This is a genomic window from Nocardiopsis sp. N85, from assembly GCF_028882275.1.
In the GTDB taxonomy this organism is placed as follows: domain Bacteria; phylum Actinomycetota; class Actinomycetes; order Streptosporangiales; family Streptosporangiaceae; genus Nocardiopsis; species Nocardiopsis lambiniae.
Window position 1 is genome coordinate 1 of record NZ_JARBUT010000006.1, and the last position, 25,396, is coordinate 25,396.

24 protein-coding genes are annotated in these 25,396 nt (G+C 67.6%); 8 read left to right on the forward strand and 16 right to left on the reverse strand.

The genetic code is table 11. The annotated features are described in order from the left end of the window. Nucleotides 1–248 precede the first annotated feature (248 nt). The gene (locus tag PWG71_RS10315; RefSeq protein WP_274809391.1) at nucleotides 249–728 is read left to right on the forward strand and encodes a hypothetical protein; all 480 of its coding nucleotides are present in this window, start codon (nucleotides 249–251) and stop codon (nucleotides 726–728) included. A gap of 114 nt (nucleotides 729–842) precedes the next feature. Here the strand turns inward: PWG71_RS10315 and PWG71_RS10320 are convergent, their stop codons facing one another. Continuing rightward, nucleotides 843–2,318 (reverse strand): tyrosine-type recombinase/integrase, encoded by a 1,476-nt coding sequence (locus PWG71_RS10320; RefSeq protein ID WP_274809392.1) that lies wholly within the window; start codon nucleotides 2,316–2,318, stop codon nucleotides 843–845. A gap of 883 nt (nucleotides 2,319–3,201) precedes the next feature. Here PWG71_RS10320 and PWG71_RS10325 point away from each other — a divergent pair. Together PWG71_RS10325 and PWG71_RS10330 are read left to right on the forward strand one after the other, a co-directional pair. After that, nucleotides 3,202–3,927: a Scr1 family TA system antitoxin-like transcriptional regulator gene (locus tag PWG71_RS10325; protein WP_274809393.1), complete on the forward strand. Its 726-nt coding sequence runs from the start codon at nucleotides 3,202–3,204 to the stop codon at nucleotides 3,925–3,927. Further along, on the forward strand, nucleotides 3,924–4,124 hold the full coding sequence (locus PWG71_RS10330) for a DUF397 domain-containing protein (protein ID WP_274809395.1): 201 nt from the start codon (nucleotides 3,924–3,926) through the stop codon (nucleotides 4,122–4,124). Before PWG71_RS10325 ends, PWG71_RS10330 begins: the two co-directional genes overlap by 4 nt. Here PWG71_RS10330 and PWG71_RS10335 read toward each other — a convergent pair. The 4 genes from PWG71_RS10335 to PWG71_RS10350 form a co-directional block, all read right to left on the reverse strand. Continuing rightward, nucleotides 4,118–4,576, reverse strand: coding sequence for a hypothetical protein (locus PWG71_RS10335; RefSeq protein WP_274809665.1), 459 nt, complete (start codon nucleotides 4,574–4,576; stop codon nucleotides 4,118–4,120). The genes PWG71_RS10330 and PWG71_RS10335 overlap by 7 nt on opposite strands. Beyond that, the gene (locus PWG71_RS10340; RefSeq protein WP_274809396.1) at nucleotides 4,503–5,129 is read right to left on the reverse strand and encodes an HAD domain-containing protein; all 627 of its coding nucleotides are present in this window, start codon (nucleotides 5,127–5,129) and stop codon (nucleotides 4,503–4,505) included. Before PWG71_RS10340 ends, PWG71_RS10335 begins: the two co-directional genes overlap by 74 nt. A gap of 23 nt (nucleotides 5,130–5,152) precedes the next feature. Further along, nucleotides 5,153–6,067, reverse strand: a complete 915-nt coding sequence (locus PWG71_RS10345) for a phosphotransferase (protein ID WP_274809397.1) — start codon at nucleotides 6,065–6,067, stop codon at nucleotides 5,153–5,155. Nucleotides 6,068–6,139: 72 nt separating this feature from the next. Continuing rightward, the gene (locus tag PWG71_RS10350; RefSeq protein ID WP_274809398.1) at nucleotides 6,140–6,883 is read right to left on the reverse strand and encodes a hypothetical protein; all 744 of its coding nucleotides are present in this window, start codon (nucleotides 6,881–6,883) and stop codon (nucleotides 6,140–6,142) included. On the opposite strand from PWG71_RS10350, the gene PWG71_RS10355 reads away from it, so the two are divergent. Next, nucleotides 6,873–8,384: a hypothetical protein gene (locus tag PWG71_RS10355; protein ID WP_274809399.1), complete on the forward strand. Its 1,512-nt coding sequence runs from the start codon at nucleotides 6,873–6,875 to the stop codon at nucleotides 8,382–8,384. The two genes, PWG71_RS10350 and PWG71_RS10355, sit on opposite strands and share 11 nt — an antisense overlap. Here the strand turns inward: PWG71_RS10355 and cutA are convergent. Both cutA and PWG71_RS10365 read right to left on the reverse strand, forming a co-directional pair. Next, nucleotides 8,339–8,668, reverse strand: a complete 330-nt coding sequence (gene cutA, locus PWG71_RS10360; RefSeq protein ID WP_274809400.1) for a divalent-cation tolerance protein CutA — start codon at nucleotides 8,666–8,668, stop codon at nucleotides 8,339–8,341. The two genes, PWG71_RS10355 and cutA, sit on opposite strands and share 46 nt — an antisense overlap. Before the next feature lie 406 nt (nucleotides 8,669–9,074). After that, the gene (locus tag PWG71_RS10365) at nucleotides 9,075–9,785 is read right to left on the reverse strand and encodes a hypothetical protein (protein WP_274809401.1); all 711 of its coding nucleotides are present in this window, start codon (nucleotides 9,783–9,785) and stop codon (nucleotides 9,075–9,077) included. Between the two features lie 1,515 nt (nucleotides 9,786–11,300). On the opposite strand from PWG71_RS10365, the gene PWG71_RS28785 reads away from it, so the two are divergent. Both PWG71_RS28785 and PWG71_RS10370 read left to right on the forward strand, forming a co-directional pair. Continuing rightward, nucleotides 11,301–11,756: a cell division protein SepF gene (locus PWG71_RS28785; protein ID WP_446725003.1), complete on the forward strand. Its 456-nt coding sequence runs from the start codon at nucleotides 11,301–11,303 to the stop codon at nucleotides 11,754–11,756. 23 nt (nucleotides 11,757–11,779) lie between these two features. Continuing rightward, a complete protein-coding gene (locus PWG71_RS10370) occupies nucleotides 11,780–12,721 on the forward strand; it encodes an SLATT domain-containing protein (protein WP_274809402.1) in 942 nt (313 codons plus the stop codon). Between the two features lie 274 nt (nucleotides 12,722–12,995). On the opposite strand, the gene PWG71_RS10375 is transcribed toward PWG71_RS10370, so the two are convergent. The 4 genes from PWG71_RS10375 to PWG71_RS10390 form a co-directional block, all read right to left on the reverse strand. Continuing rightward, nucleotides 12,996–14,471 (reverse strand): tyrosine-type recombinase/integrase, encoded by a 1,476-nt coding sequence (locus tag PWG71_RS10375; RefSeq protein ID WP_274809403.1) that lies wholly within the window; start codon nucleotides 14,469–14,471, stop codon nucleotides 12,996–12,998. An 8-nt stretch (nucleotides 14,472–14,479) separates the two neighbouring features. Then, the gene (locus tag PWG71_RS10380; RefSeq protein WP_274809404.1) at nucleotides 14,480–14,800 is read right to left on the reverse strand and encodes a helix-turn-helix transcriptional regulator; all 321 of its coding nucleotides are present in this window, start codon (nucleotides 14,798–14,800) and stop codon (nucleotides 14,480–14,482) included. Nucleotides 14,801–16,454: 1,654 nt separating this feature from the next. Then, nucleotides 16,455–16,955 (reverse strand): hypothetical protein, encoded by a 501-nt coding sequence (locus PWG71_RS10385; protein WP_274809406.1) that lies wholly within the window; start codon nucleotides 16,953–16,955, stop codon nucleotides 16,455–16,457. Between the two features lie 193 nt (nucleotides 16,956–17,148). After that, nucleotides 17,149–17,742, reverse strand: coding sequence for an ATP-binding protein (locus PWG71_RS10390; RefSeq protein ID WP_274809407.1), 594 nt, complete (start codon nucleotides 17,740–17,742; stop codon nucleotides 17,149–17,151). Nucleotides 17,743–18,013: 271 nt separating this feature from the next. Here PWG71_RS10390 and PWG71_RS10395 point away from each other — a divergent pair, with 271 nt between their 5' ends. Together PWG71_RS10395 and PWG71_RS10400 are read left to right on the forward strand one after the other, a co-directional pair. Then, nucleotides 18,014–18,871: a helix-turn-helix domain-containing protein gene (locus PWG71_RS10395; protein WP_274809408.1), complete on the forward strand. Its 858-nt coding sequence runs from the start codon at nucleotides 18,014–18,016 to the stop codon at nucleotides 18,869–18,871. Nucleotides 18,872–18,902: 31 nt separating this feature from the next. Beyond that, complete coding sequence (locus tag PWG71_RS10400; RefSeq protein ID WP_274809409.1) at nucleotides 18,903–19,097, forward strand: DUF397 domain-containing protein; 195 nt, start codon at nucleotides 18,903–18,905, stop codon at nucleotides 19,095–19,097. A 12-nt stretch (nucleotides 19,098–19,109) separates the two neighbouring features. On the opposite strand, the gene PWG71_RS10405 is transcribed toward PWG71_RS10400, so the two are convergent. The 5 genes from PWG71_RS10405 to PWG71_RS10425 form a co-directional block, all read right to left on the reverse strand. Then, nucleotides 19,110–20,249, reverse strand: coding sequence for a lanthionine synthetase C family protein (locus PWG71_RS10405; protein WP_274809410.1), 1,140 nt, complete (start codon nucleotides 20,247–20,249; stop codon nucleotides 19,110–19,112). Next, nucleotides 20,236–23,019: a lantibiotic dehydratase gene (locus tag PWG71_RS10410; RefSeq protein WP_274809412.1), complete on the reverse strand. Its 2,784-nt coding sequence runs from the start codon at nucleotides 23,017–23,019 to the stop codon at nucleotides 20,236–20,238. Before PWG71_RS10410 ends, PWG71_RS10405 begins: the two co-directional genes overlap by 14 nt. An 87-nt stretch (nucleotides 23,020–23,106) precedes the next feature. Next, nucleotides 23,107–23,316, reverse strand: a complete 210-nt coding sequence (locus PWG71_RS10415) for an FxLD family lanthipeptide (RefSeq protein ID WP_274809413.1) — start codon at nucleotides 23,314–23,316, stop codon at nucleotides 23,107–23,109. A gap of 9 nt (nucleotides 23,317–23,325) precedes the next feature. After that, entirely contained in the window at nucleotides 23,326–24,612 is a 1,287-nt protein-coding gene (fxlM, locus tag PWG71_RS10420) for a methyltransferase, FxLD system (protein WP_274809414.1), read from the reverse strand. 239 nt (nucleotides 24,613–24,851) lie between these two features. Continuing rightward, nucleotides 24,852–25,379, reverse strand: a complete 528-nt coding sequence (locus PWG71_RS10425; RefSeq protein WP_274809415.1) for an NUDIX domain-containing protein — start codon at nucleotides 25,377–25,379, stop codon at nucleotides 24,852–24,854. Nucleotides 25,380–25,396 lie beyond the last annotated feature (17 nt).

Here is a 25,396-nt window from a genome sequence, read left to right on the forward strand (position 1 = left end):
CTCACCCTGGAGTGGAGCTCCGGCCGTGTGGAAGGCAACGTGTGTCGGATCAAGGCGCTCAAGAGGGCCGGGTACGGCCGTGCCGGGTTCGAGCTGCTGCGCCGCCGCATCCTCGATGCGCCGTGACAGAGCGTGACGGCTTCACAGAAATTGGATCAGAGCCGTATCTACTGTCCGCTGTCATTCCTCCTTCTCTACGGGGTTTGTAGGCTCTCCCGGACATCACGGCTCCTCACAGGAAGCGGTTCATGATCCCCCAGCCGCGCAACACCGCAGGCACCAGGTCCATCCCGGACGTCATCCGCGACCCCCGGCAGTGGTGGTGGGGCGTCCAAGGCGGAAACCCGAAAGTCGCTGAACAGGACATGCACGACCTCCGCCAGGGGCGTCCCCTGCAAGCGGTCGCCCACCTGCGCCGGGGTCGCTTCATCCGGCAAGGGCTCCTGATCATGCACTTCGCCGCCGCCGAACGGCTCACATGGCGCAAATGGCGCCCGTTCCTCACCTACGCCCCGCCCATCCCAGTGCCGCCCCCGATCGAAGCGGTCACCGTCCGAGAACCGTCCTCCTTCCAGGAACACCAACTCGGGGACGTACGCATCATCAACTTCCGGTCGGGGTCGCAGGAGTGGGAGATGGCCGTGGTCACCATCGACGCCCCCGTGGTCACCACGGCTCTGAGGGAAGCCGCATCCTGGTCCGCCCCTCCCGCCCCAGGAGACCTTTGATCCGATGGCCGGCGACCTCCGCCCACGGGGAAACCCCAGGCCGGGCGGGGTGGACCCGCCGCGCGGCCCGGGGCCCGGGGTGTCCAGGTGCTCCTGGTGTGCTCCCCCGTCCCGCTACCCGGCCGACACCGGGGTACCGCGCAGCAGCGCGGCGGTCGCCTCGGCCGCGGCCTTGGCGACGTCGGGGTAGACCGACTGATACGTGTCCTGGGTGAAGTGCGTGGTCGCGTGGCCCAGCTCGGAGGACACCACCCTCACGTCCGTTCCCGCCGCCAGGGCGAGCGATGCGGCACCGTGGCGGAGTCCGTGCAAGGTGATGGGCGGGAGCCCGGCGGCCTTGGCGATGCGGCAGAACCAGTCACTGACCTGCCCCGGATGCCAGTCCGACCCGTCCTGGCGGGTGAACACCAGCCCCGTACCGGTCCAAGCGGATCCTGCTGCGAGGCGGTGTTCGTTCTGGAACCTCTTCCATGCCCGCAGGATCTTGACGGTGTCGGCGTCCAGGGTGATCGTGCGCTGGCCCGCCGCGCTCTTGGGGGTCGAGGTGATCGTCTCCCAGGCCAGTTGCACAACTTGGACGCGGATGTCGATCTGCCCGTCCAGCAGCCGGGTGTTCGCCCACGGCAACCCCACCGCCTCACCCCGGCGCAGCCCCTTGACCGCGATGAGGTGGAACATCGGGAACAACCACGTGTACCTCCTCGCATGGGCCAGGAAGGTACGGGTCTGCTCCGGAGTCCAGACCATCACCTCCCCCGGCACGGTCCCATCCTTCTCCCACCGGCGCACCCGGTCGGCCGTCCACACCAGGGGCCGTTTGCGGGGGCAGGAGGGCAGGCGCACGTGCGAGGCGATGTTCACCGTGACGGGCAGGTCCGGGGAGCGGACCGCGTCCGACAAAGCGCTGCGCAGCGTGGCCCGGATCCGATGCTTGGTCGACAGCGAGATCACCCGCCGCCCCCGCACCGACCTCCGCACCTGCGGGTCCTCGGATTCACGGCACTCCAGGATGTGCACGTTCGCCTCCTCCACCTTGGCGAACATCGCCTCCACTTGACGGGCCTGCAACCGATCCACACGGACCTTCCCCAGATGCGGGACCAGGTACTTGCGGATGTGCCCGTCGTAGGAGGCCCGGGTTCCTTCCGCGAGGTCGGGCTTGCCGTCCAACCATTCGCGCAGCCACTCCCCCACCAGCGGCGGCTCACGACGGGCATCCACACCAGCGCCGATGCGTTTACGGACCTCCTCCACCTCCGGCAGAGGCCGGCGGCCCTTAAGCGCGGCCTGAATCAGGTCCGCGACCTGGACTTCAAGCTCCGGCTCCCCTTCGGCCAGGGCCAGCAGCACCTTCACATGGTCGAGCTGGCGCCGGGCCTCCTCCTGCGAGGCCAGACCGCCCCTGCGCGCCTGACGACGCTTCCCCTCACCGGTGCGCGGCAGTTCGAGCTGGAACCACCAGTTCCCGTGCCGGGGATTCCACGCCCCGTCCTCACGCCGCAACCTCGGGCACCTCACCCCCAACGCCCGGCCACTGTTCTCCTCCCGACACCCACACCGCTTGAACACCGACCCCTCAAACGCGCCCATACAGTCGCTCACCCCTTTTCCGTGGTGTTCGTACGCGCACCGCACCCGCACCCGCACCCGCACCCGCCGATGGTGGTGACGGAGGTGGTGGGAGTCTCCAGGCCGAGCAACCACCCCGCCTGAACCGGGCCCAGAACCACCGGCAACGAGGCGACCTCGACCAGCATCACCGGAGCATCCCGCTTCACCACACCCACCTCCACACCACCTCTGAAATGCGCGAACACGGCACGTGGCCCCGCTTCGGGCGGGGCACCACGCATCCACGCTCGACCTCGCCGAGGTGGTCAAGCGGATTCGACGGATTGCCCGTCCGATGGGAGAAGAACCTCGCCCCAGTACCCGTTAGATGAGGATTCGCCCCATTGCCACCACACACCCCTCCGGCACGGGAACCAGGGCTGGCCGGAGCGGGGCCACCAAACCGCCCGACCGCCCCGAGCGGCGCGCCCTGGGGGGACGGGGGCCGGACACGGCCGGTGAGGCCGACGTCGGGGCGCTGGTGGCCCCACACGCCCCAAACCAGGACCCCGGGCACGACGGCATCGGTGACCCCGTACAGGGCCGCGGACTTCCTCGCCCCCCGGGGCCGTCCGCTGGCCCAGGTTGTGGGGCCAGATGGAGCTGATCGGGTCTCGTCACCGGCGGGCGTCTTCCCATGTCGTCGTCTCGCCCTGATGAACCCCGACGAAGACGCCCCCGCAGCCGATGCGACACCCGCCCAGCGATCTGCTCAGGCCCAGGGGTGTTGCAAAGTCGGTGATCGATGGGATCGTGCCTGGTTACAGGAGGGCGTCAGGATGAGCCAAGCCCCTTGAACGCGACAACGGAGCCCTGGCAGAAGGTCAGGAACTCTCACACCCCTGGCCTCACAAGGACTCCGTTGCGCTCCCAGTCTGCCACGCCCTCTCCTGCCCTGTGCGCACCCACGAACGAGGAGGCCGACCCCCGCCACCGGCAGGGACGGCGCCACCAGCTGGGCTGCATCGTCCTGATCGCCCTGTGCGCGATGCCGGCCGGGGCCCGTTCCCTGACCGCGATCGGTCAGTGGGCGGCCAACGCACCCCAGCACACCCTGACGCGGCTGGGAGCCCGCATCGCCTGCCCCGCACTGGGCATCCGTCGACCTCCCAGCAGCGCCACCATCCGACGCGTCCTGACCGGCCTGGATCCCGGAGCCCTGACACTGCAACGTCAGCAGAACCTGGACCAGCGCCGGGAGGAAACGAGCCTGGACGTCATCCTGGATGAGTCGGTGCTGCTGCGCGTGGTCGGAGGTGCCGCCGTCATGCGGCGCCAGCTCGCCCGCATGGTGGAGATGGTCGAAGGCGCCAAGGCGACCATCAGGATCCTTCCTCTGGCTCAAGGAGTGCATGCCGGCTCCAGCGAGAGCTTCGTCATCTTGGACCTCCCGGGTGAGGCGTTGAAGCCCATCCCCTACATCGAGACGGTGGCCGGGGACCTGTACCTGGAGAAGCCGGACGACATCGCCACGTGTGAAACCGCCTGGACCTATCTGGAGGGCTTGGCCCTGGACGCCGAGGACTCGGCGGCGAAGATCAGGGAGATCATGAAGGTCTACGAGAAGGACGCGGAGGGCGGAGCATGACCAACACCGATGAGCAGTGGCGCAAGTCCAGCTACTCGAAGAACCAGGGCCAATGCGTCGAGGTCGCCGAGCTCGGAAGATGCCACGCCGTCCGAGACTCCCAGCACCCCGAACTCGGGCACCTGGACTTCTCCTCCGGGGAGTGGTTCGGCCTGCTCACTCCGATCAAGCAGCACCCTTCAGCCTTGAATCAGTGACCCGCCGAGCGCAGCACCCGCACCACCTGGTCCAGGTGCTCCCGGGGAAAGAACAGGTGCGTGCTGCCGACGGCACGCGCTCCCTCTCCCACCAGGTCCGGAAGAACGGGCCGCACCCACATCCACGATCCGGGTAACCCCCACTGGGACATGGCCAACCGCAGCTCCCCGTCCCGGACCAGCACCCTCATCAGAGTGTCGGTGGCGTCGGCGTCGATCTCCACCCACACCCGGCCGGTGAAGAACGCGACCCACCCCGGGTCCCCGGCCGGAAGTCCGGGGGCGTGCAGCGCCAACAGGTCCCCGTAGTCCTGGCAGCACGAGCGAGTCCCGATGCCGCGCTCCCACAGCAACCCGACCAGCGGCACGAGGTCGTCGTCAACGGGAACCGTGGAGCCGCGGGGTGTGCGCAGCGGTGTGCACGGGTGCAGCGGTGCGGGGACGGGGGACATCGCCGGTCCTCCTCTCCTCGTTCTCCTGGTGCAGGACGGCGATCGCCCAGGTGCGCACCGCGTCGATGTGCTCGCGTTGGAGGCCCTGGTAGGGGTCGGGCTGGATGAGCAGGGTCGGGGCTCCGGAGTCCGCGCGGTCCTTGGCCCAGGTGTGGTCGAGCGGGGTGAAGTCGTCGTCGATCCATGCCAGCGGCCGCCGTTCGGCCCAGGTCGCGACGGTGTCGCGTTTCCACAGGTAGCCGTGGGGGTGGCGGGTGCGGGGGTGGTCGGGGTCGAAGTCGATGTGGTCCATGGGGGCCAGGCCCAGGCGGGGGCCGATGGCGTTGTGGGCGTCGGCCTGCCAGCTGGTGGCCCACACGGGGTGGGCCAGGCCCGTGGAGCGCAGCGCGGTGATCCAGGTGCCGTGTTCGGGGCGCAGCCACAGCGGGATGCCCGGTTCGCCGCGGTAGGTGACCCGGTGGGGTCGGTGCCGTGGGGGCAGGGAGCCGCTGGGGCCGGGGAAGGGGTTGAGGACGCCGTCCACGTCCAGGAGCAGGTACGGGGGGTGCCGCATGGTCGGTGTTCCTCTTCTCGGGTTCAGACGTGCAGGAGTTCGGCGGCTTCCCGGGTGTGGGCTCGCACGGCCCGCTCATAGGCGGGGTCGGTGGTGGGGTCGGCGATCCACTGGGCTGCCTGGGCCAGGTACCACTCCACGATCCACACCCGGTGCCAGCCCAACGCCCACTCCTGGGCACACAGCCCGCCCCGGTCCGCCAGGGTCTGGGTGGGGCCGCCTTCTTCCACGTAGCGTTCCAGGAAGGCGCGGGCCCGGTCCGGGTCGGCGGGAGTGGTGGTGCCCTGCCAGGAGACCAGGTCCAGCAGGCCGGGGCCGCAGAAGGCGCGGGCCAAGTCGTAGGTGAACACCCGCCCGTCGGCCCGGACCAGGAGGCTGGTGGGGTGGAACTCGCTGTGCACCCACCCGAAAGGCCGCGCCATGGCGCCCTCGGCCCGCGCCGGGGCGGCCTTGTCGATCGCCTCCAGCATTTCGGCGATATCGGCGGCTCCGGGCCAGCGTCCGTGTTCGCGCAGCACGTCCAGGGTGCGCAGAGCGCGGGCGGGCAGAGACGCCAACCAGGCGGTGTCGCCGGGCGGCAGCAGGTCGGGGACGGCCACCGAGTGCAGGTGCACCGCCATGGCGGCCCCGTCGGCGTCGGTGGGCTCGCGGGCCGGCTCGCCCAGGTCCTCGATGAGCATGCCCAGGGTGGTGGTTCCCAGGACCGAGGCCAACACGCGGGGGACGCTCATCCCGGCCTGGCGGGCGGCGGTGAGCGCCTCGTCCTCATGGGTGAACGGCTCCCGCGCTGTTTTGAACACGGCGGTGTTCCCGTCGGGGAAGGTGAGTCGTTCGACGTGGGACAGCGCCCAGCTGTGCAGCACCTCGATCCCGGCCGGGGCACCACCCTGGCCGGTGGTGGCCTCGGTGCGCAGGCGGGCGATCTCGTCAGGGTTCATGCTGATGCTCCAGATGTTCGGGGAGAGGCCGGGACCCGCTCCGGCGCGAGTCCCGGCCCGATCATGCACCGGTCAGGCCGCGTCGCCGAAGGAGCGCACCGCCCTGATCCACTCGTCGCGGAACCCGGCCAGGTCGTCGCGGAAGCGGTCCATGGGGGTGCCGTAGGGGGCGACGACGCCGCCCTTCTGGGAGGGGGTGGACTGGCAGCCGTGCACCAGACGCCCGCCCAGAGCGGTGTGGGCCTTGATCGATTCGATGCGGCGGTTCTCGTTGAACAGGCCGCCGTGGAAGACCTCGTCCAGGGCCTGCACGGTGGCCTCGTCCAGGTCGTAGACCACGCGGGCGGTGTCGCCGAAGAACCAGGCCGGACCGACGATGGTGATGTTGCCGTCCTCATCGACCTTGTTCAGGGCGGTGAGGGTGGAGACCTCCGCCAGGATGCGCAGGTGCTCGACGGTGATGCCGGGCACGTCCAGGGTGGGCAGGTGCTCCTCCCGGAACAGGTAGGAGTACACCTGCCAGGCGACGGCGAGCACCTCGGCGGGGTCGTGGGTGGTGCGGGCGTGGGAGTCGATGAACTCCAGGGCCTGCTGCTCCAGGGCGGTGCCGGTGCTCTCCTGGACCGGCAGCATGTGGGCGGTGACCATCTCCCAGTCGATGATCCGCCAGCCGGTGGAGTTCAGGCGGAAGAAGTAGTCCTCGGGGGTGATGTGCAGGGCGGTGCCGTCCACGGTGATGCCGGGGAGGCGGTTCCATCCCGGGGCGAAGCGGTGGTCGGGCAGCTCCAGGGTGAACGGAGCGAGCGTGACAGGCAAGGTCCCCTCCTACGGTGAGACGGGTCTGCGGTCAGCCGAGATCAGCGCGACGGCAGATCCCGGGCTGCTCCTCACATTCCTGGAAGGACGGGATTTCGACATCCCCGGGACAGGTATCCCCATCATGGGTATGGTCTTGAGCGCCCGTTCAGTGTTCGCAGGTACGGCAGGAACCCCCATGACCGCGTACCGGCCGCCGACCGCCTTACCGGCCTCGTTTCTTGATCGCCGTGACGTTGTGGCGGCGCTCTCCCGACACGACTTCGGCGTGGTCTTTCGTATCGCCCATGCCGAGGTCCCTCTCAGTTACGCCCAGATCGCGCAGGCCTGCGATATCAAACCCGAGCGGGTCGGACTACTCGCCCGGGGGCAGGGCAGAATCACCACGTTCGAGAAGATCGTCTCCCTCGCGGACGCTCTGCGCATTCCCGGTCATATGGTCGGTCTGGCACCACGCCCTTGGGAGCGTGGTGGGGAAGGCGACAACGTGCGCAGAAGAGAATTCCTAGCGGCTTCGGCAGGAACCGGATTGGCCGTGGCGCTCACCTCCGCCGTATCGGTAAAGGCGAGGGGACGGCTCGGAGCCGATGACGTCGAACGTCTGCGTGATCGGACTGCTCGATTGCGCCGCTTGGACGACATCCTCGGCGGCGGGGACACCCGCCGGGTCTACCTCGGGGAATACCAGTCGACCAAGCGGTTGATGCGGGAGTGCAACTACAGCGAGGAGACCGGCCGTTCTCTCCTTTCGGTCCTGGCCGAGCAGGCCCAGCAGGCGGGGTGGGCGGCCTTCGATGCCGGACATCACGATGATGCACGAGGCCTGTACGAGGAGAGCCACCGCGCCGCAGCCGAAGCCGGAGACACGGCTCTGGCCGGCAACGCCTTGGCCTACCTCGCCTACCAGGACCGCGAGCCCCACGTGGCCGCGCACATCGCCTCTCAGGCCTGCGACACGGTGGACGAGCACGCGCCCGCAACAGTCCGTGCTCTGCTGCACGAGCGCCACGCCTGGGCTCGGGCGGTCGCGGGCGATGTCGCCGCCACCGAACGCGCTTTGGAGGCGGCGCGGGATGCCCTTGCTGCGGCTGATGGGGAAGAACAGCCCGGTTGGTCGTCGTGGGTGGACCACACCGAGCTGGGGATCATGACCGGCCGGTGCTGGACGGAACTCGGCCGCCCTCTGCGGGCGGTTCCGGTTCTGGAGGAGGCGCTCGCGGGTTTCGACGATGCGCACGCCAGGGACAAGGCGCTGTACTCGTCGTGGCTGGCGGCCTCCTACCTGTCCGCAGGCGAAGTGGAACAGGCCGCCGCGGTCGCCTCTCAGGTGTTGGAGCTGTCGATGGGGGTTGCGTCGGTGCGCCCGCGCCAGAGACTGGAACCGGTTCTCCGGCGCCTGCGGGCGCACCACGATCTCCCCGAGGTCACCGCGGTCTTGGAGTTGGCCCAGAGCGGTCAGGGACCCTCCGGTGCGGTGGTGTCGCTGATCCAGGCCAGGTAGCCCGCCGAGCCTTGGACGATCTCGGTCGCTGCGATCTCGGGGTTCTTCCAAGGGTGGTGTTCGAGCAGATGGGATTCGACCTCGGGGTAGCGGTCGGCCCGGATCTTGAGCAGCAGCTGCCACTCCTCCCCCGTGCCGAACTCGCCCAGGTGCCAGAACACCGAGGTCACCGGCCCGATGATCTGCGCACCGGCGGTGAGCCTGGCCTCCACAACGGACTTCGCCAGCTCCACCGCCTGCTCCCGCGTCTCGGTAGCGGTGGAGACCTGAAGGTACTGAGCCATGAGAGAGGGCCTTCCCTGAATCTCTTCATCGTGAGGGGCGAACCACAGCCTTGCAGCCCTCGGGCCACTTCAGGCAGGGAGAAGCCACCAGCAGGCGCCTTCTCGGCCAAGAACAAGCTGCACCACGGATCTGCCCTCTGCGGGCTTGAACGAACCAGGCAGCCACGGTCGGTGGGGGCCGCGAACCACACGGAGTACAGGGTTCACAGCAAGGTCCGAGCGTAAAACCGGGCCACCGAACCGATCCGGGGTTCAGGCGACTTGAGCAAAGAGACGCCTCGATGGGCGTCGCGAGTGCCGGGAGGCGATCCCGGCACGCAAGGCTGTATGCGGACCGCGGCTATCACCGCGGCCGCCACCATCATCCTCTACAAACGGCTACTCACTTTGTGTTGCTACCTCTCAATCATTCCTCTTCCTCAGGGGGAATCGGGGCATCGAACACATCGACGGCGAATTCCGAGGTCAGCGTGCCCTCGGGGTCGTCGCTGCTCCCGTGAGCGAACGTGTGGATACGCACGTACTTACCCTGCCGAGATGCCTGGTCTGCGATGGCGAACGCCGCGCGAGCAGGATGCCCATTGGTGGGTTCGCGCGAGGTCCAAGCCCTGATGGTCCGCATGTCCTCCGGCAGTGGCCAACTGCGTGGCTCAGCGCTGGCCGGAACGAACGCCTCTTCCGAACGCATCTCGAAGCTCCAGCCGATGTCTCCGTCACTGCGGACCTCGTTCGAGACGCGGATCCCGAATCCCATCATGTAAGCCGCATCGAGGAACTCGACCAGTTCCTCGGGATTGTCGCTGAAGTAGAGCTGACGGACGACACTGATGGGCCCCATGTCGGTGTAGCCATGGGGGTCAGGCTTGCCAATGTCGTGGAGAAAACGACGGACGGCAGTCTGCACCGGCGCGGGAAGCCGTTCCAGCACGCCATTCACATCATCTTCTCGCCCTTCGAAGAGGCGGAGATTGAGGGCATCCACCAGTTCCTCAGTGAGCAGAGTCTGGTCGGCGGACAAGGTGGTGACGGCGCGGAGACTGTGATCGCCGTCGACGGTGAGCGCGAAGATACGTGCCTTGGTCGGGGTGTGGTGGGCAATGAATCGTTCGATGTACACGAATGTCCTCTGTGTAGGCCGCACAGGCGCACACAAGCACGCCCATGGAGGGAGGAAAAGACTAAAGAGGCGTGTCGACCGAGGTACGTGCCCGCCGCGTTGCCGTTGGCCCGTGTCAGTCCGGGTACAGCCCGGACCGCTTGGAGCAGAACCCCAGCATTGCACACCCATCCGCGTTCTGAAAGCCTACGGCTGTTGAGACCGACGGCGGGCCGATCGAACTTCCCGAGACCGACCCGTACAACGATGAAGTGGACCAGGAAAACCGGGAGGCCTACGCCCAGAAGATCCGCGAGCGGTTCGTCGCCCTGGTTCGTGTCGAAGCCGAAAACAACCAGGACCGGCTTCTGTGACGCGGGAGTAGCGTTCTCGCGAGGACCTCGTGAGGTGCCATCGGACGCCGCCAACTGGGCATGCGTGCTCCGTTCGTGCTCCGCGGTTTTGGACCGGAGCGACACCGGGCGGCACAACATGGCACCGGGCGGCACGGCGGATCGGATGGGGTGACACGAAACGGCACGTAGCGACACGTGACGGTACGCGACCAGGGCACTTCTCATCCGATGGCCGCAGGTTCGAATCCTGCCGGGTGCGCCACAAAACCCCAGGTCACAGGGGTTTCACGAGGACCTCGCAAGAGGTCCTCGCCGCGTTCCGGGCCCTGAAGTGCTCCATGTGTGCTCCCCAGTACAAGCCCCCGTACACCCGGCGCTCCACCTCCGGAGCACTTTGCCCTCCCGTGACCCTGCGGGTGCGTACCCGGGACGCCCCGCGTCCGCCCACCAGCGCCCCACAGCCGCCCCGACCCCCGCGGGGGTCGGGGCGCGCCCTGCCGCCAAACAGGCCACATACGGCCGATTCAGCCGAAACCTGTACCCCACAGTAGCTCCCGAGCCACAATCGGCCACATGACCAAGGCAAGGTGGAGCTGGACAGCTGCGGTCCCATCGTGATTCTGGCCTCGCTGGGCGCAGGGCTGTGGTTCGGAGGAGGTTCCACGACATACCAATCCAGTGGAAGCTTGTTTCACCGCAGCGTTGTGGTCAGGCTCGCCCAACCTCAGCGTGTGCGGGAGTCAATCAGCCCGAAGCTAGGAAACCTACTGGAGCAAATGTGGAGCCAGGCGAGCGACATCCCGTAGTGCGAAGGCTGGTCCGCGCACGTGCCCTTCAGCCCAGATATCACCGAAGGCACACTCCAGGCCGTCAAGACCGAAGTGAAAGTTCCCGGCTTCACCAGCCCTGCCGAAGCGCGGAGGCTGGGTTGCGGTGCGCTGCCACATGAAATCGGCCAGCAAGCAGACGAGCGGAACATTAGAGCCACACGGTGGACCTTCACTTGCGACCCTGGATGCTTCCCATCTTCGCATCGTCCTGAGTCGTGCACCCTACCCCTCGAGGGCTTTCTCTAGTATCACAAAATTAGGCAATTAACAATACACTGACCAGCAGTGGCCAGCCACAGACTCGCAGACATTCTCAATGGATCGACATGCGCTACCCTAAAAGAGTGTCTATGGGCGAATCCATCCCCGATTTCATTCAACACTGGGGCCCGAGCGTCCTTCTAGTGATTTCTTTAACCCTTCTGCTTTCAGCAACCCGGAGAAAACCACGCTATTCGGAGCCAATAGAAACTCGCACAAACCAAGCAGCACCAAGAAGAGCGACCTCAAAAGAAGGCGCTCTAGAGGACATCAGAAGGACTAGCCCCTACAATCTAACCGACCACGGAGGCCCAAACATACGACTCGGCGACGTTTCGAGATTCACGCCATCAGACTACAGGGCATCAGTAGCCGCAATATCGGAAAGATTCAAAGAGGGTCGCGTTATTTCGATTGATCTTTCTGGACTTGAAGAAAGCGAGGCCGTCAGACTTATTGACTTCTGTAGCGGAATGCTTTCCTTCTCCTCCGGCTGGTTTTTTCGAATGACCAAGAATGTAATCATTCTAGTCCCACGTAGTTAGACGATCACAAGAAGGGTTTCAAGTTGACGGATAGCGCAGATGATCAGACCACCTCAGAGTCGCCAAAATCAGCGAACGAAGTCCAGACATCTGGAGAGAACGAAAAACTTCTCCTCCTGAATCACGAAGTACGCGAAGCAGAATTTGCTCTAAATTTCGCACAGAGAAGGAGGAAGTGGTCCAACCTATCTCTGTTCTTCGGCCCTCTTCTGGGGCTTGCCTTGTATATCATGCTCTGGGTCCCCTGGATAAGCAGCGAGATAAAGGGGGTGATCATGCTCCCAGCTGCACCGACGGCCATCGCTTTCTGCGTCTACTCCTACCGCCTGAAACGAGACCCCGGAGGACCTCTCAACTACCAAGGAGAAAAAGATCACGGCGGCAAGGATGAAACCGACAGGGATGAACCCCGAAGCCGAAGCTCGCGCCGACTAAGCGAAGGGGAAATCGAGCTAGTCATCTCACAGATCAAGGATGCGCGAAAACTACTGCTCGCCAATGCAGGCGTTTCCATTTCCGTCAGAAGGATCACCTACAAGGAAGATGCCTACTCAGAAATTGATCAGTTCCGCACCGAAAGTAGAAAATTTAGGAATGTCCACAACCTCTTGCAGGGGATCGTTATCATCGGCTCCCTTGGTGCAACTGGCATGGCGGGGCTCGTTGTTCAGATCCCCGAAATTCGCTGGGCGATACTCTTCGTTACATTTTTGGTGGGCGTTGCGAGCGGCTTCATGGGTTACTTCAAATACAAAGAGAGGAGTTTTTATCTTCAGCAGACTGCCGATGCAGTCGAAAGCGAATGGGAGGCCGTTGAAATTGGCGTAGGCAGGTACAAGCACATCAAAGAGGAAGAGGATCAGCTTGCCGAGTTCGTAGCCGAGGTACATCGCCTGAAGTCCGAGCAGAAAAAGAGGCAGCAGAACTTGGAGCAACCCCCCGAGACCCGCTCCGGGAACGACTAATTTCGAAGTGAAAAATAGAAACCCGAAAAACCATAAGTCTCACCCCCTCTTTCCTGGGAATAACTACTCGAAAGATTCAGGGAAGAAATGGCGAGTCTCTCACAAAAGAGGCCATCGCCGCCACTAAAGAAAATAATCCCAACTCCCAGGGGACCTTTGATTCGATGGCCGGCCACCTCCGCCCACGGCGAAGCCCCAGGCCAGGCGGGATGAACCCGCCACGCAGCCCGGGGCCCGGGGCGCTGAATCGCTCCTGGTGTGCTCCCCCGTCCCGCTACCCGACCGACACCGGCTCCCCGCGCAACAGCGCAGCGGTCGCCTCGGCCGCCGCCTTGGCCACGTCGGGGTACACCGACTGGTAGGTGTCCTGGGTGAAGTGCGTGGTCGCGTGGCCCAGCTCGACGGAGACCACCTTCACATCCGTGCCCGCGGCCAGGGCGAGCGAGGCCGCCCCGTGGCGGAGCCCGTGCAAGGTGATGGGCGGGAGCCCGGCGGCTTTGGCGATGCGGCAGAACCAGTCACTGACCTGACCTGGATGCCAGCCCGAACCGTCTTGGCGGGTGAACACCAACCCGGTCTGGTTCCAGTGCTTCCCGGTCTGGAGGCGTTGTTCGTTCTGGAACCTCTTCCACCCGCGCAGGATCTTGATGGTGTCGGCGTCCAGGGTGATGGTGCGCTGTCCTGCGGCGCTCTTGGGGGTGGAGGTGATGGTCTCCCAGGCGAGCTGGACGACCTGGACGCGGATGTCGATCTGGCCGTCCACCAGCCGGGTGTTCGCCCACGGCAACCCCACCGCCTCACCCCGGCGCAGCCCCTTGACGGCGATGAGGTGGAACATGGGGAACAGCCACGTGTACCGCCTCGCGTGCTGGAGGAAGGTCCGGGTCTGCTCGGGGGTCCAGACCATCACCTCGCCGGGTACGGTCCCGCCCTTCTCCCACTGGCGCACCCGGTCCGCGGTCCACACCAGGGGGCGTTTCCTCGGGCAGGACGGAAGCCGTACGTGCGAGGCGATGTTCACCGACACCGGTAGGTCCGGGGAGCGGACCGCGTCCGACAACGCACTGCGCAGCGTGGCCCGGATCCGATGCTTGGTCGACAGCGAGATCACCCGCCGCCCCCGCACCGACCTCCGCACCTGCGGGTCCTCGGATTCACGGCACTCCAGGATGTGCACGTTCGCCTCCTCCACCTTGGCGAACATCGCCTCCACTTGACGGGCCTGCAACCGATCCACACGGACCTTCCCCAGATGCGGGACCAGGTACTTGCGGATGTGCCCGTCGTAGGAGGCACGGGTTCCTTCCGCGAGGTCGGGCTTGCCGTCCAACCATTCGCGCAGCCACTCCCCCGCCAGCGGAGGCTCACGACGGGCATCCACACCAGCGCCGATGCGTTTGCGGACCTCCTCCACCTCCGGCAGAGGCCGGCGACCCTTAAGCGCGGCCTGAATCAGGTCCGCGACATGGATTTCAAGGTCCGGCTCGCCCTCGGCCAGGGCCAACAGCGCTTTCACGTGGTCGAGCTGGCGCCGGGCCTCCTCCTGAGTACCCAGGCCACCCCTTCGGGCTTGGCGACGCTTGCCCTCACCGGTTCGGGGCAGTTCGAGCTGGAACCACCAGTTCCCGTGCCTGGGGTTCCACGCCCCGTCCTCCCGCCGCAATCGCGGGCACTTCACCCCCAACGCCCGGCCGCTGTTCTCCTCCCGACACCCGCACCGCTTGAACACCGACCCCTCGTACGCGGTCATCGATGCCCTCACCTTTCTTCCGTGGCATTCACGCGCGCACCGCACCCGCACCCGTCAGTGGTGGCGGCCGAGGTCGCCGGAAGGTTCAGGCCGAGATAGGCCAGCACCCCGGCAGTGGGGATCACCCAACTGCGCCCCACCCTCTGCACAGGGACCGGGAAGGCCTCCTCGCGGAGGAGCCGGTAGACGGTGGTGCGCCCCAGCCCGAGCAACCGCCCCGCCTGAACCGGACTCAGGGCCACCGGCAGCGAGGTGATCTCGGCCAGCCTCACCGGAGCATCCCGATTCACCGCACCCACCTCCTCCCCACCTCTGAACTGCACGAACACGCCGCGCGACCCCGCGTCGTGCGGGGCACTGTGCATCCACGCTCGACCTCGCCGAGCAATGCAAGCGGATTGGCCAGAACACCCACCGGACCCGCGCTCCACCCGGCGGGCACACTCGAAAACGGGCACCATGTCCGATTCCGCGGAGGCGGCCCACAGTGGCCGCGTCCGCCCCCGAACCCGCAGCACCGCCCCCACCCGGCCTGTCGCCGGTTTCCGGGCCGTGTGGGGGCGCTGAACGCCGCACAACCGCCCCGCGCCGCCCGCGAACGCCGACGGCCGCGCACTCCCAGCAGAGGGCGCGGGCCACGGGCGCACCCGGAGAAGTCGTACCGGGAACCCCTGGGTGTGGGTTCTGCTTCTCTTTTTCTCTTCATGTCCTATGAGGAAGGTGCTCCGGCCCCTCGATGCGACACCGAACGAGGAGCAGTCCAGCGACACGCTCCCGTCCGCCAGGAGCAGCGCCCCGGCGCGCGGACCAGGTGGAGGCCCGCGCACCGTCTCGGCGTATGCATCAGCCTCCTCGTTCTGGTACGTCGACCACCGCCCCGAACCGGTCGCTTTGAAGCAGGAGTGTTCTTCCAAGAGACCGAGGACAGGGACGCAGAGCGATGAAGGCAACAGGAGCGAGAGGCGACCCGCACGGCGGAGCGCGGTCGAGGGCACAGACCGATCCGCCGTCCTGTCGGGGGGTGCCCGCCGCCCTACGTGAAGTCGACCACCCACTGGGTAGGAGTCTGGACCCGCGAGACACACTCAAATACGCTGTGAGCTGCAAGAATGCGCGATATCCGGGCGGTTGTGCCCCTGGGGGCACCGGCGTGGCCACACGCGCAGGCAAGGGCGTAGTCACAGGCGTAGTCACACGCACGGCCACCGGCGTAGTCACAGGAACCCCCTTCAAGCGGGAATGTCACCACGCCCGAGAACCCGACGCACCCCTCTTGTCGCTCGGTCCGACCAGACCGGCGGTCTCCCTACGCTCGGGATCTTCCGCCCCCGGACCGCGTCAGCGAGGAGTCCTCGCACAGCCCGCCCCGATCCGCCAGGAGCAGTACCCCGGCGCGCGGACCAGGTGACGGCCAGCGCACCGCCTCGTGTGTGCATCAACCACCTCGACCTGGCACGCCACCACCCCGGAACGGTCGTTTTCCAGCGTTTTCGAGAATGTGTTTTCGAGAGACCAAGTCCAGGGAATGCAGAGCGCTGGAGAAAACAGCACAAGGGGAGGCGACCCGCATGGAAGTGCGCCGCCGAGGGGCGCGGTCCGAGATCCGCCGCCCTCGGGGCCGCCCCGCCCTACGTGAAGAGGAACTGCCCACTTGGGTATGTGTCTGGATTGCGAAAGGCCCACCCGGAGCGGCTTCGACCTGCACTGATAACGCGCACAGGGTGGGCCGTTCTAATAGGCCCACCCATCGACCCGGTCACAGGCCCCCCGAAGGGCCCAGTCACAGGCCCACCCCGCAAAAGCCACAAAACCGACACCCCGAGAAGCCCAACCACCGCCCCGACTTCCCGGAAAGCAACCAGGAATGCTTTCCTCGCAGCCATTGATCGACGAATACGGGAGGGCACTCGAGGGAGCAAAGAAAAGCACTGAGGAGCGTCCCCTCCCACAGGAGAAGACGCCCACAGTTCGTTCACGGCGTTCTCATCCCCGCAGCGCCAGGTAGGCGCGGATGCGGTCGGCCAGCTCCGCGAACTCCTCCTCGTCGGGGACCGGGGGCGTGGCCGGGTAGTCCTTCGGCTCGGCCGGGCGGGGGCGCGGAACGGAGCCGAGGTTGAGGTAGGGGCGCACCAGAGCACCCGCGACCAGGTCGGGGTCGACGTCCACCCGGTCCTCAGCCTCGAACGGGGCGGAGCGGTCACGGTAGGCCTGCTCCCAACGGGCCGAGGCGGCGGACACTCCGCTCTCCCAAACGTGCTGTTCGGGGAAACCGAGGTGGTCGGCGAGCAGGTCGCCCTTCCTGGAGGCGGTGACGGACGGGGGTGCTGCGGGCAGTGCGCGCGGGACCCGGCGGGGCAACCGGGGCGGGCGGGGGTCGAAGAGTGCGGCCAGGGCGGTGGCCAGCAGCGCGGCGGTCAGCGCCCACACACGCCCGGCCATGCTGTCGCAGGGCCGCCTGTGGCGACCGGTAGTAGGGTGTTCCACGGTCTCCTCCTGGTCGGTTCAGGTGGTGATCGCGCCCCGGCCCGGTGTTCGCGCACCGGTCGGGGCACCTGTGTTTTTCAGTTGCAGAGGTGGCCTCTCGTGCGGGTGTCATTGACCCCGCAGTGCTGCGCTTCCCGCACCTTCGAGCACCTCACGAAGGCGTCGCCCCTGTTCTTGGAGGCCTTGGTTCTTCTCAGGAAGCCTGGGTCCACCGGTTGTCGGTGAGGTCGTAGGCGAGGAAGAACCACACCTGCCGCAGGTCCGCGATGCCGTTGTCACCCCAGCCGGTGGCCAGGGCGTCGAGCATGGCCAGCCCACGACCGTGCTCGGCCTCGGGGGCCAGCCTTTGCGGGTCGGGAACCAGGTGGTGGGTCTCCCCCGCCGGGGTGGTCCGGCCCGAGGCGTCGCCCTGGTCGGCGCAGGTCAGGTGGAGCCCGTTGCCTCGGCGTCGGCAGGTGAGGGCGTAGCGGCCGTGGGGGTGCCCGGAGCGGGAATGGGTCAGGGCGTTGTTGACCAGCTCCGAGCCGAGCAGGGTGAACAGGTACCGGTAGTCGGCGTCGCGGTGGGCCGCGCAGGTGTTGAGGAATGCGCGTACCAGCGGCAGGAGTTCGAGGCTGGACCCGAACTCGTAGCGGCGGGTGGTGTAGGCGCCCCGGTCGGGGGCGTGGTGGAAGTAGTGCCGGGCCCGGGCGGGGACCACGTCCCACAGCGGCAGGGTGGCCTGCGGCAGCGGCGGGAGTTCAGTGGTGCCCGGGTCATGGGGGCCTACGGCGCTCATGGGAACCATGGCGCGATTCCTTTCTCAGAGAAGAACGTTCAGGTCGGCCCATCGGGGCCGGCCAACGCAAGCGGTGGGCAACCCGGCATCCGCTCCCCCAACAGTGGGAGCGACCCGGCGGGCTGAGTCACCGCACCACCAGCATGCACGACTCGATTACGTTCAGCAATGTTTTCTGAGAGAAAAATTTACGCACAGGAACTATGGCATTCTGGGGCCAAGCCAGCTGCGGCCCGACCAGAGAGGGCCGTCTCCGCGATCATGACCACCAGGAGCTTTCGTGCCCGACGAACCGTCCCTGCGCCAGCGCTGGTTGGGAACCCACCTGGAAGCCCTGCGCCGCGAAGCGGGCTTCTCTCTCCAGGAGGCCTCGCGCGCGGCCCAGCGGTCGACGGCTTCTCTCAGCCGCATCGAGAACGGTGTCGTCGCTCTCCCCGCGCGCGACGTGCGTCCCCTGCTCGACGCCTACGGGGTGGAGGACCGTGACGCCCGGGAGACCCTGATCGCCGTCGCGGGCGAAGTGGAGGCCGAGCGCAGGGGCTGGTGGGTCGAGCACAGCGACACCCTGTCCCCCTCCTACCTCGACCTGCTCCGTCTGGAGGCGACGGCGTCGGAGGTGCGCACCTACGAGACCAGCGTGATCCCGGGCCTGCTTCAGCACGAGGACTACGCCAGGCGGGCCGTGGCCCTCACCAGCAGCACGGCGCTGAGCGAGGACGCCTTGGAGCGGTTCATCGCCGTGCGCAGGCAGAGGCAGCGGATCCTCCACCGGGCCGAGGAACCGACCGCCCTGCACGCGGTCATCCACGAAGCCGCGCTCCACCAGACCCTGGACGCCCCCGAGGCGCTGGCGCAGCAGCTGGAGCTGCTGCGGGAGTTGATGTCCCACCCTCTGATCACCGTGCAGGTCCTGCCCCTGTCCGCTCCCCACCCGGCCTTGGCCGGCGCGTTCACCCTGGTGGAGACGCACCGTCTGACCTGGGTACACGTGGAGTTGCAGACCAGTGACGTCTACTTGGAGGCTCCGCAGAGCGTCGTCCCCTACATGGCCTGCTTCAAGGTGCTCTCCGAGCGGGCGCTTTCGCCCACCGAGTCCGTCAAGGCGATCAACGCGAGGCTCGACGCCCTGACACCCTGACGTCCACCGGCTCTACCGCAGAATGATGATCATGAACAGCACACTCCGTTCTTCCTGGTACAAGAGCAGCTACAGCACGGCGCAGTCGAACTGCGTCGAGGTGGCCGAGAGCGTGGCGGGGAACGCTGTACGGGACTCCCAGCACCCCGAACTCGGACATCTGGACTTCCCCGCCGAGGAGTGGTTCGGGCTGCTCGCCCCGCTCAAGCAGCGAGTGAACCGGTAGCCCCTACCGCGTTCAGACGAGGAGCAGGCAGCGGTCCCAGGCCAGGGCCGATGCTCTGCCCGCCAGCGCCATGGTGGTCCCCTCTTTTCCTTCCAGCAGCCCCGATTCCCGGTGCGGGAACGGGGCCGCGGCGTGTTCGCGTACGGCCGGTAGATGCCGTTCCAACCGTTGCTCCGGTCGAACTGCGGGCTGGTCTTCGGACATGCGGCGAAGGACTTGGAGCAGTCCGGCGGGGCCGTGGCACAGGCCGCCGTCGGTGAAGTGGTTCACGAGGCGGGGATCGGACAGGCAGGTGTCCATGGCCTGTTCGGCGTGGAGGCGGCGAGGGGTGTCCCCGAGGGCCAGGGCGGCGAGCTGCCGGGCTCGGGCGATGCCCGGGGTGCCGTAGCACCAAGAGGGCGGGCCTGGCCTGGTGAGCGGCGCGGGGTGGCCGGTGGAGACCCATCCAGGCCACCAGGTGCGCTCTCCGTCGTGGTGCTCGTGCTCGTCCAGCGCGGCGCACAGCCGCTCCAGCGCTTCGGTGTGTCCGTCGACGGTGCGTCCGTCTCGGTGGGTGAGGGCGAGGAAGCCCAGTACTCCGCTGATGCCGTGGGCCAGGCCCAGGTTGGCGTGCCCCTCGGGAAAGTCCGGGTCCGGGTGTGCCTGGGGTCCGTGGTGGACCCACCATCCGGGTCGTTCGTGGTGCTCGTGGCGAATCGGGCGGGTGAGCCGCACCAGGTAGCGCAGAAGGTCATCAAGAAGGTCGCCGTCAGGGTCGATGCTGCGGAGGGCGACGCCGATGCCGGTGAGTCCGGTGATGAGGTCGTACTCGGCGAAGGAGGTGAGACGTCCGTCCTCGATGCGCCGGGTCGCGGCCGCCAGGCGGTGGCGGGTGAGGGCGATCAGGTGCTCGCGGACGGTGGTGCGGGCGCTGCGGTAACCCTCGGGAGGGGTCAGGGAAAGAAGGAAGGCGACCGCGGGCAGCCCGTGGAACAGGGTGTTGCGGCTGGCTGGGTCGATGGGGCCGTCGGCCAGCGCCGTGCGTAGGAGGGTGTGCACGGTTTCGGGTGGGGAGCCGGTGGCCAGGTACAGCAGGGCCGTTCCCAGCGTTCCGCCGTTCAGGGACAGCGGCGACGTGTCCGTGGCGGTGAGGATGCTGTCAGGTGCGGTCATCGTCGGGGTGCTCCAGGTGACGGCGGGCCAGGCCGAGGGATCGGGTGAGGGCGAGCAGGTCGTGTTCGTCATCGCGGTCGGGGCCGTGGGCACGGTTGTGGTGCATGTGCCACAGGGACGACACGACCCGCAGCGGGTGATCCAACCGCTTTCGGTAGGCGGCCAGGACGTGGTCGCGTTCACCCCAAGTGGCAGTGACCGGGGCGGGAAGGCCTTCGGGGTGGGTGAGCAGGTGTCGGGCGATGGCCAGGGTCGCGCGGTCCACGGGGTTTCGGGGGCGGGGCAGGGCAGCGACGGTCCATTTGGTGTCGGCGCCCATGGCGTCGGCGATGCGCAGCAGGGACAGGGCCGCCAAGGCTCGACCCTGGGAAGGGTCGCCGTACGTGGTGTGGTGTTGCGCGATGGCTGCGCGACTGTCGTGGACGAAGGCGTTCTCGGCGACCTTCATAACGGGGCCGTGACCGTAGCGGTCGTATTCGGGGCGGTAGGTGTGCAGGGCCAGGTCGTGGAGCAGTCCGGCACCGACCAGGTCGTGGCCCCAGGAGGTAACGGCCTGGTGGAGGGCGGTGTGGCCGGTGGAGTGCAGGCGGAGTCGTAGGTGCGGGCCGTGGTGGTCGCGGTAGCGCACGAACCAGAAGCGGAGTTCGTCCCCGGTGCGGTGTTCCAGAGCGGGGAGTTCGGCCAGGATCTGGGGGAACAGGGACGGGTCGGCGTACAGGTGCGCGGAGACCCATGCGTTTCCGGTGGCCTCGCGTTCTACTGCGGTGCGGACGGTAACGGTGGCCGGGAGTCGTGTGGGTGGTGTGGTGGTGCCGATGGGGAGGACGAGTTCGTGTGCGTGCCCGTCACACCAGGCGAAGTCTTCGGGGGACGGTGTCTCGGTGAGGATCACGTGGCCGTGTCGGTAGAGGTGAGTGTCCACGAGGGAGCGGTGGGCGGCGTCTTCCAGGTCCAGGGGCAGGTGGCGTTCGCCTTCGACCAGTGCCGCGTAACGGGGTAGCGGCAGGTGGGTACGAGTGCGGGCGGTCGACCAGGTGGCGGGGGTCAGGCGCCAGCGGGCCGGCGCCAGGACGGTGCGGCCGGCGCGGAGCCGGGGAAGGAACGGCAGCCGACGCAGCGGTTCGGGCCAAGGATCGCAGGTCAAATAGAGCGCAGTGCGGGCGCGCGGTAGTTCGGTGACGAACCGGGCCAACGGGTGGGTGTAACCCAGGACGTTCAACGCGGTGGGGTGGAACGGCTCCAGCACCCGCCCGGTGGGGGCGTGGACCAGCCGCAGGTGATCCGGATCGATGCGAACGGCGAGATCCTCGGGGTGGAGGACCTCGGTGTCGAGGTCGGTGGGCGGGTGGACGTCGATGGGCAGCACCGTAGGGGCGAGAACAGGTGTCCTGCACAGGTGGGCGGCGGTGTCGGCCATGGGCGGGGCGAGTACCTGGACCGGGAGAGCGGCCTGGGTGAGGGTCGGCAGGCCGGAAGCGGCAACAGTGGTGTCCATGCCGTCGAGGTGGGCGAAGCGTCCGGTGAGAGTGCCCGCCCCTTTGGAGATACCGGTGACCCACAGCCGGTAGCGGCCTTGGTCCACGTCGGCCGGTGAGGCGGCGGCCAGGTGAGCACGGATCTCGGCGTGGGCGGGGACGGCTTTCGGTGTGCGCGCCATCAGGTGTGCCCAGGTCGGGTCGTCCAGGTCCAGTTCAGTTTGACCGTGGAGTGCGGCGGTGGCCGCGGCTTCCACAAAGGCCGCGTCGAGTTTCCCGGACGCCGGAGGTGGTGCGGGAAGGCGCGTGTGCCGGTAGGAGGAGGGGTAGCCCAGGCCCGCCGGGCCGGTCAGGGTGAGCAGGTCGACCCGGGCGTTCTGGCCGTAGGTCTCCAGACAGCGCCGGTGGTAGTCGGCCCAGGCGGGCGGGCCTTCGGGATGTGGAGACAGTCGGGCGGCAACGGCGGTGGCGCGGGCCGCTTCCTGTGCCACGTTCCGGTGAACGGTGACGGTGGCGCGGATACGGACATCGACCGTCTCCGCGTCCGAGCCACCGTGGGACAAGGCGCTCTGAGGTGAAGGCGGTGCTGCCGCCGAGTCGAGGAGCAGGCGCTGGTCGAGGAGGTGCTCCACCAGAGCGGTCGTCTTCTCCTCGGGAGCATCGGGGAAGGCTGTGGCGAGTGTCTTGTGCAGGTGTGCGAGCGGGACCGGCGTGTGCGCTGTTTTCGCCAGCAGGGAGACGGCCGAGGTCAGCCGCAGTGAGACGGCAGCGGCCTGGTCAGGGGCGTTCGGGTGGGGGCGATGGTCCAGGCACAGGCGTTCCCCATGGACGCGGACTGTCTGCGCCAGCACCACGGATCGCTCCACTTCTCCACTGGCTTGCGAGAACTGGCCCCGTGCCTTCCCTGTCCCGAGCCGGGGTACCTCCTGGTGAGGTCCATGCCAGGTCACGGAGGTCTCAGCTCCCAAGGTGAGAGGGGCGACTCCGGCGAACAGCCCGAACGGTGTCGCCCGGCAGTGGGCACGCAGCAGGTACCGCACCACCGTGAAGGCGGTGCGCCGTACCCGCGCCTCCTCTAGCTGATCGGGGGCGGCCATGCGCTGCACGGCTGCGTCCAGGGAGGGACTGGCGATGCGCAGCGCCCTCATCAGTTCGCGGTCGTCGCCGAGGCCGGTGATCCAAGCGCGCAGCTCGGCCGGTGACCCGGTGGCAGGGTCGGGGTAGGCAGGAAGACGGGTCCGCAGTCGAGTCGCTGCACGTAGGGAGGGGGTGATCGTGGCGAGAGGGGCGTACATGGTGCTCCGTTCCACGTCATCGGGGGCGAACGAGGGGCGCGCCCCACCCCGTTGAGGTGAAAGGGCGCGCCCCGGTGCGAAAGTGGATCAGCCGTTGTCGGTGCAACTGGGCGCGCAGGCGGACTGGCAGGTCTGGCCGCAGCCGTCGTTGGTCATCGACCACAGGGACTGGTCCACGACCGGGACCTCCACCCGCAGGTCCAGGTCGAACGGGTCGGTCGTCGTGGTGCGCAGGGCGCGGTCGCGTCCGAGGGGCACCAGTCCGGTGTCGGTGCGGTCGGCGAGGAGGGTGCTCATGGAAGGGCTCTACCTTTCTTTGTGGGTTTGGTCTGGCCATTCGTAGGGTCGGCGGTCCCAGTTCAGGACCGTGTGGGTGTGACGTTTGGTCACGACCCGCCCTGGGGGCAGGTCGGCGGCGGGAGTGGAGGCGGGAAACAGCTCGATGTGCGGGCCGGGGCCGCCCCGGTGGTCGCCGTCCCAGCGGCTGATCAGGTCGGTCAGTTGCTGGGCGACCCGGGTGGCGTGGGGGCCTTGGCCGACGGCGCCGAACTCCCACTTCTCCTGGCCGGGGATCCGACGCAGGATGCGGTAAGCGAAGCTCGCCCCGTCGGTGTCGACCAAAGCCGGGGTGCCGGTCAGGACGATGGGGCGGATCAACCCGGCCTGGATCGCCCCGCGCTGGGCGGTCAGCAGCGCCCAACCATCGGCCACCGAGGCTAGGAACAGGTCCAGGCCGTCGGTGGCCTCCTCGGCTCCGACCGTCACCCCGGACCAGGACTCGGCGGGATCGGTGGTGAGGGCGGTGCGCAGTGCGTCGATGTCGGGCCGCGGCCCATCCTCCAGGCGCAGGCCCACCTGGGCGCCGTCGGGTTCGTGGAGCAGGGGCATGGGTTCCCAGTGCTCGCCCGCGCCCTGCATGCGAACGAACCCGCACGGGTCCACGGCCACGGCTCGCCAGTGGCCGTAGGCGGCGGTGCGTTCCAGGGTGAGGCAGCGGGTGAGTCCGCGTACTCGCATCGGGACGACCAGGCGCCCGTCGGGGGCGAGCTGGGCGTCCCAGGCTGGGGACAGGTCCCAGGCCCCGACGGTGACGATGATGCGGTCGAACGGGGCACGGACCGCGAAGCCGTGTTCTCCGTCTGCGACCGCCAGGTGCACGCTTTCGACAGCAGCGTCGGCCAGGCACCGTTCGGCGCGGGCGATGACGTCCGGGTCGATGTCGATGGAGGTGACCTGACCGGTGGGACCGACGAGTTCGCGGATCAGGGCGGCGTTGTAGCCGCCGGAGCCGATCTCCAGGACGCGCTGGCCCGGGTGCAGGTCGGCCCGGTGCAGCATGGTCGCGATGATCGAGGGTGCCGAGACCGAGCTGAGGGCCAGCCCGTTCTCCTCCTTGGTGACCACCGCCTGCTCGTGGTCGTAGGCCTCGGCTGAGGGAAGCCCCGGCAGGAACGTGTGCCGGGGCACGGTCCGCAGGGCCTGCTCCACGGCCCAGGACAGGGATCGCTGCCCGAGCCGGGTGTGGTCGGCGACGATGGCGTCGACCATCGCCTCGCGCGCCCGGATCGTATCGGTCGTGGAGGTGGCGGACACAGGGGTCTCCCAACGATCGGCGGATGCCGACGACCGACCACAAGGGCCGTGCCGTTCGGCGGGACAGGGACGGTTGCAGTGTCCCGCGCCGGAGGGTGACGACCTATGCGCACGCGCATATTCTCCATGTTCGATTTATGCGCGGTGTTCGATTCAGGGGGTCTCGCTTGGGGCGACGACCTGACCAACGCAGTTGGGGTGCGGACCGCCGATCGGGCTGAACCTGGTGGTGGAGGTGCTCATCTGTCGGGGGTGAGATAGACGGTGGTCTTGTTCTCCAACGCGATCAGAGCTTGATGGGTGCGGGCCCAGACGTCTTCGCGAAGGCACTGTGACGCCTGCTCGGGGGTGAACCATCCGATGTCGCCGACCTCGGGATCCACCGGGTGCAGGTTCGCTGCGCGCTCGGGGGTCAGTGTTCCACCGTCGAAGACGAACATGAGCAGGTCATCCCAGGGGTCGCGGGGCGGGGCCCACTCCACGCACAGCAGATCCCCCAGGACGAGGTCCAGGCCGAGTTCCTCGCGCACTTCGCGCAGGGCGGCCTCGTGCGGGGATTCGTTGGCCTCGGCCATGCCACCGGGAAGGTCCCAGAAGGGTTTGTAGGTGGGATCGACCAGTAGCAGGCGGCCCTGTTCGTCGTGCAGGACGACTTTGGCGGCGACGCGCTTGCGGGCCTGGAACCGGTTGCCCTCGGCAAGCGTGCGGCGCCAGGCCGCTGGGTCGCGAACGTAGAGGGGTTCTTCTTCTCTACCGTCGTCGGCCATCGTGTACCCCTTCGCCT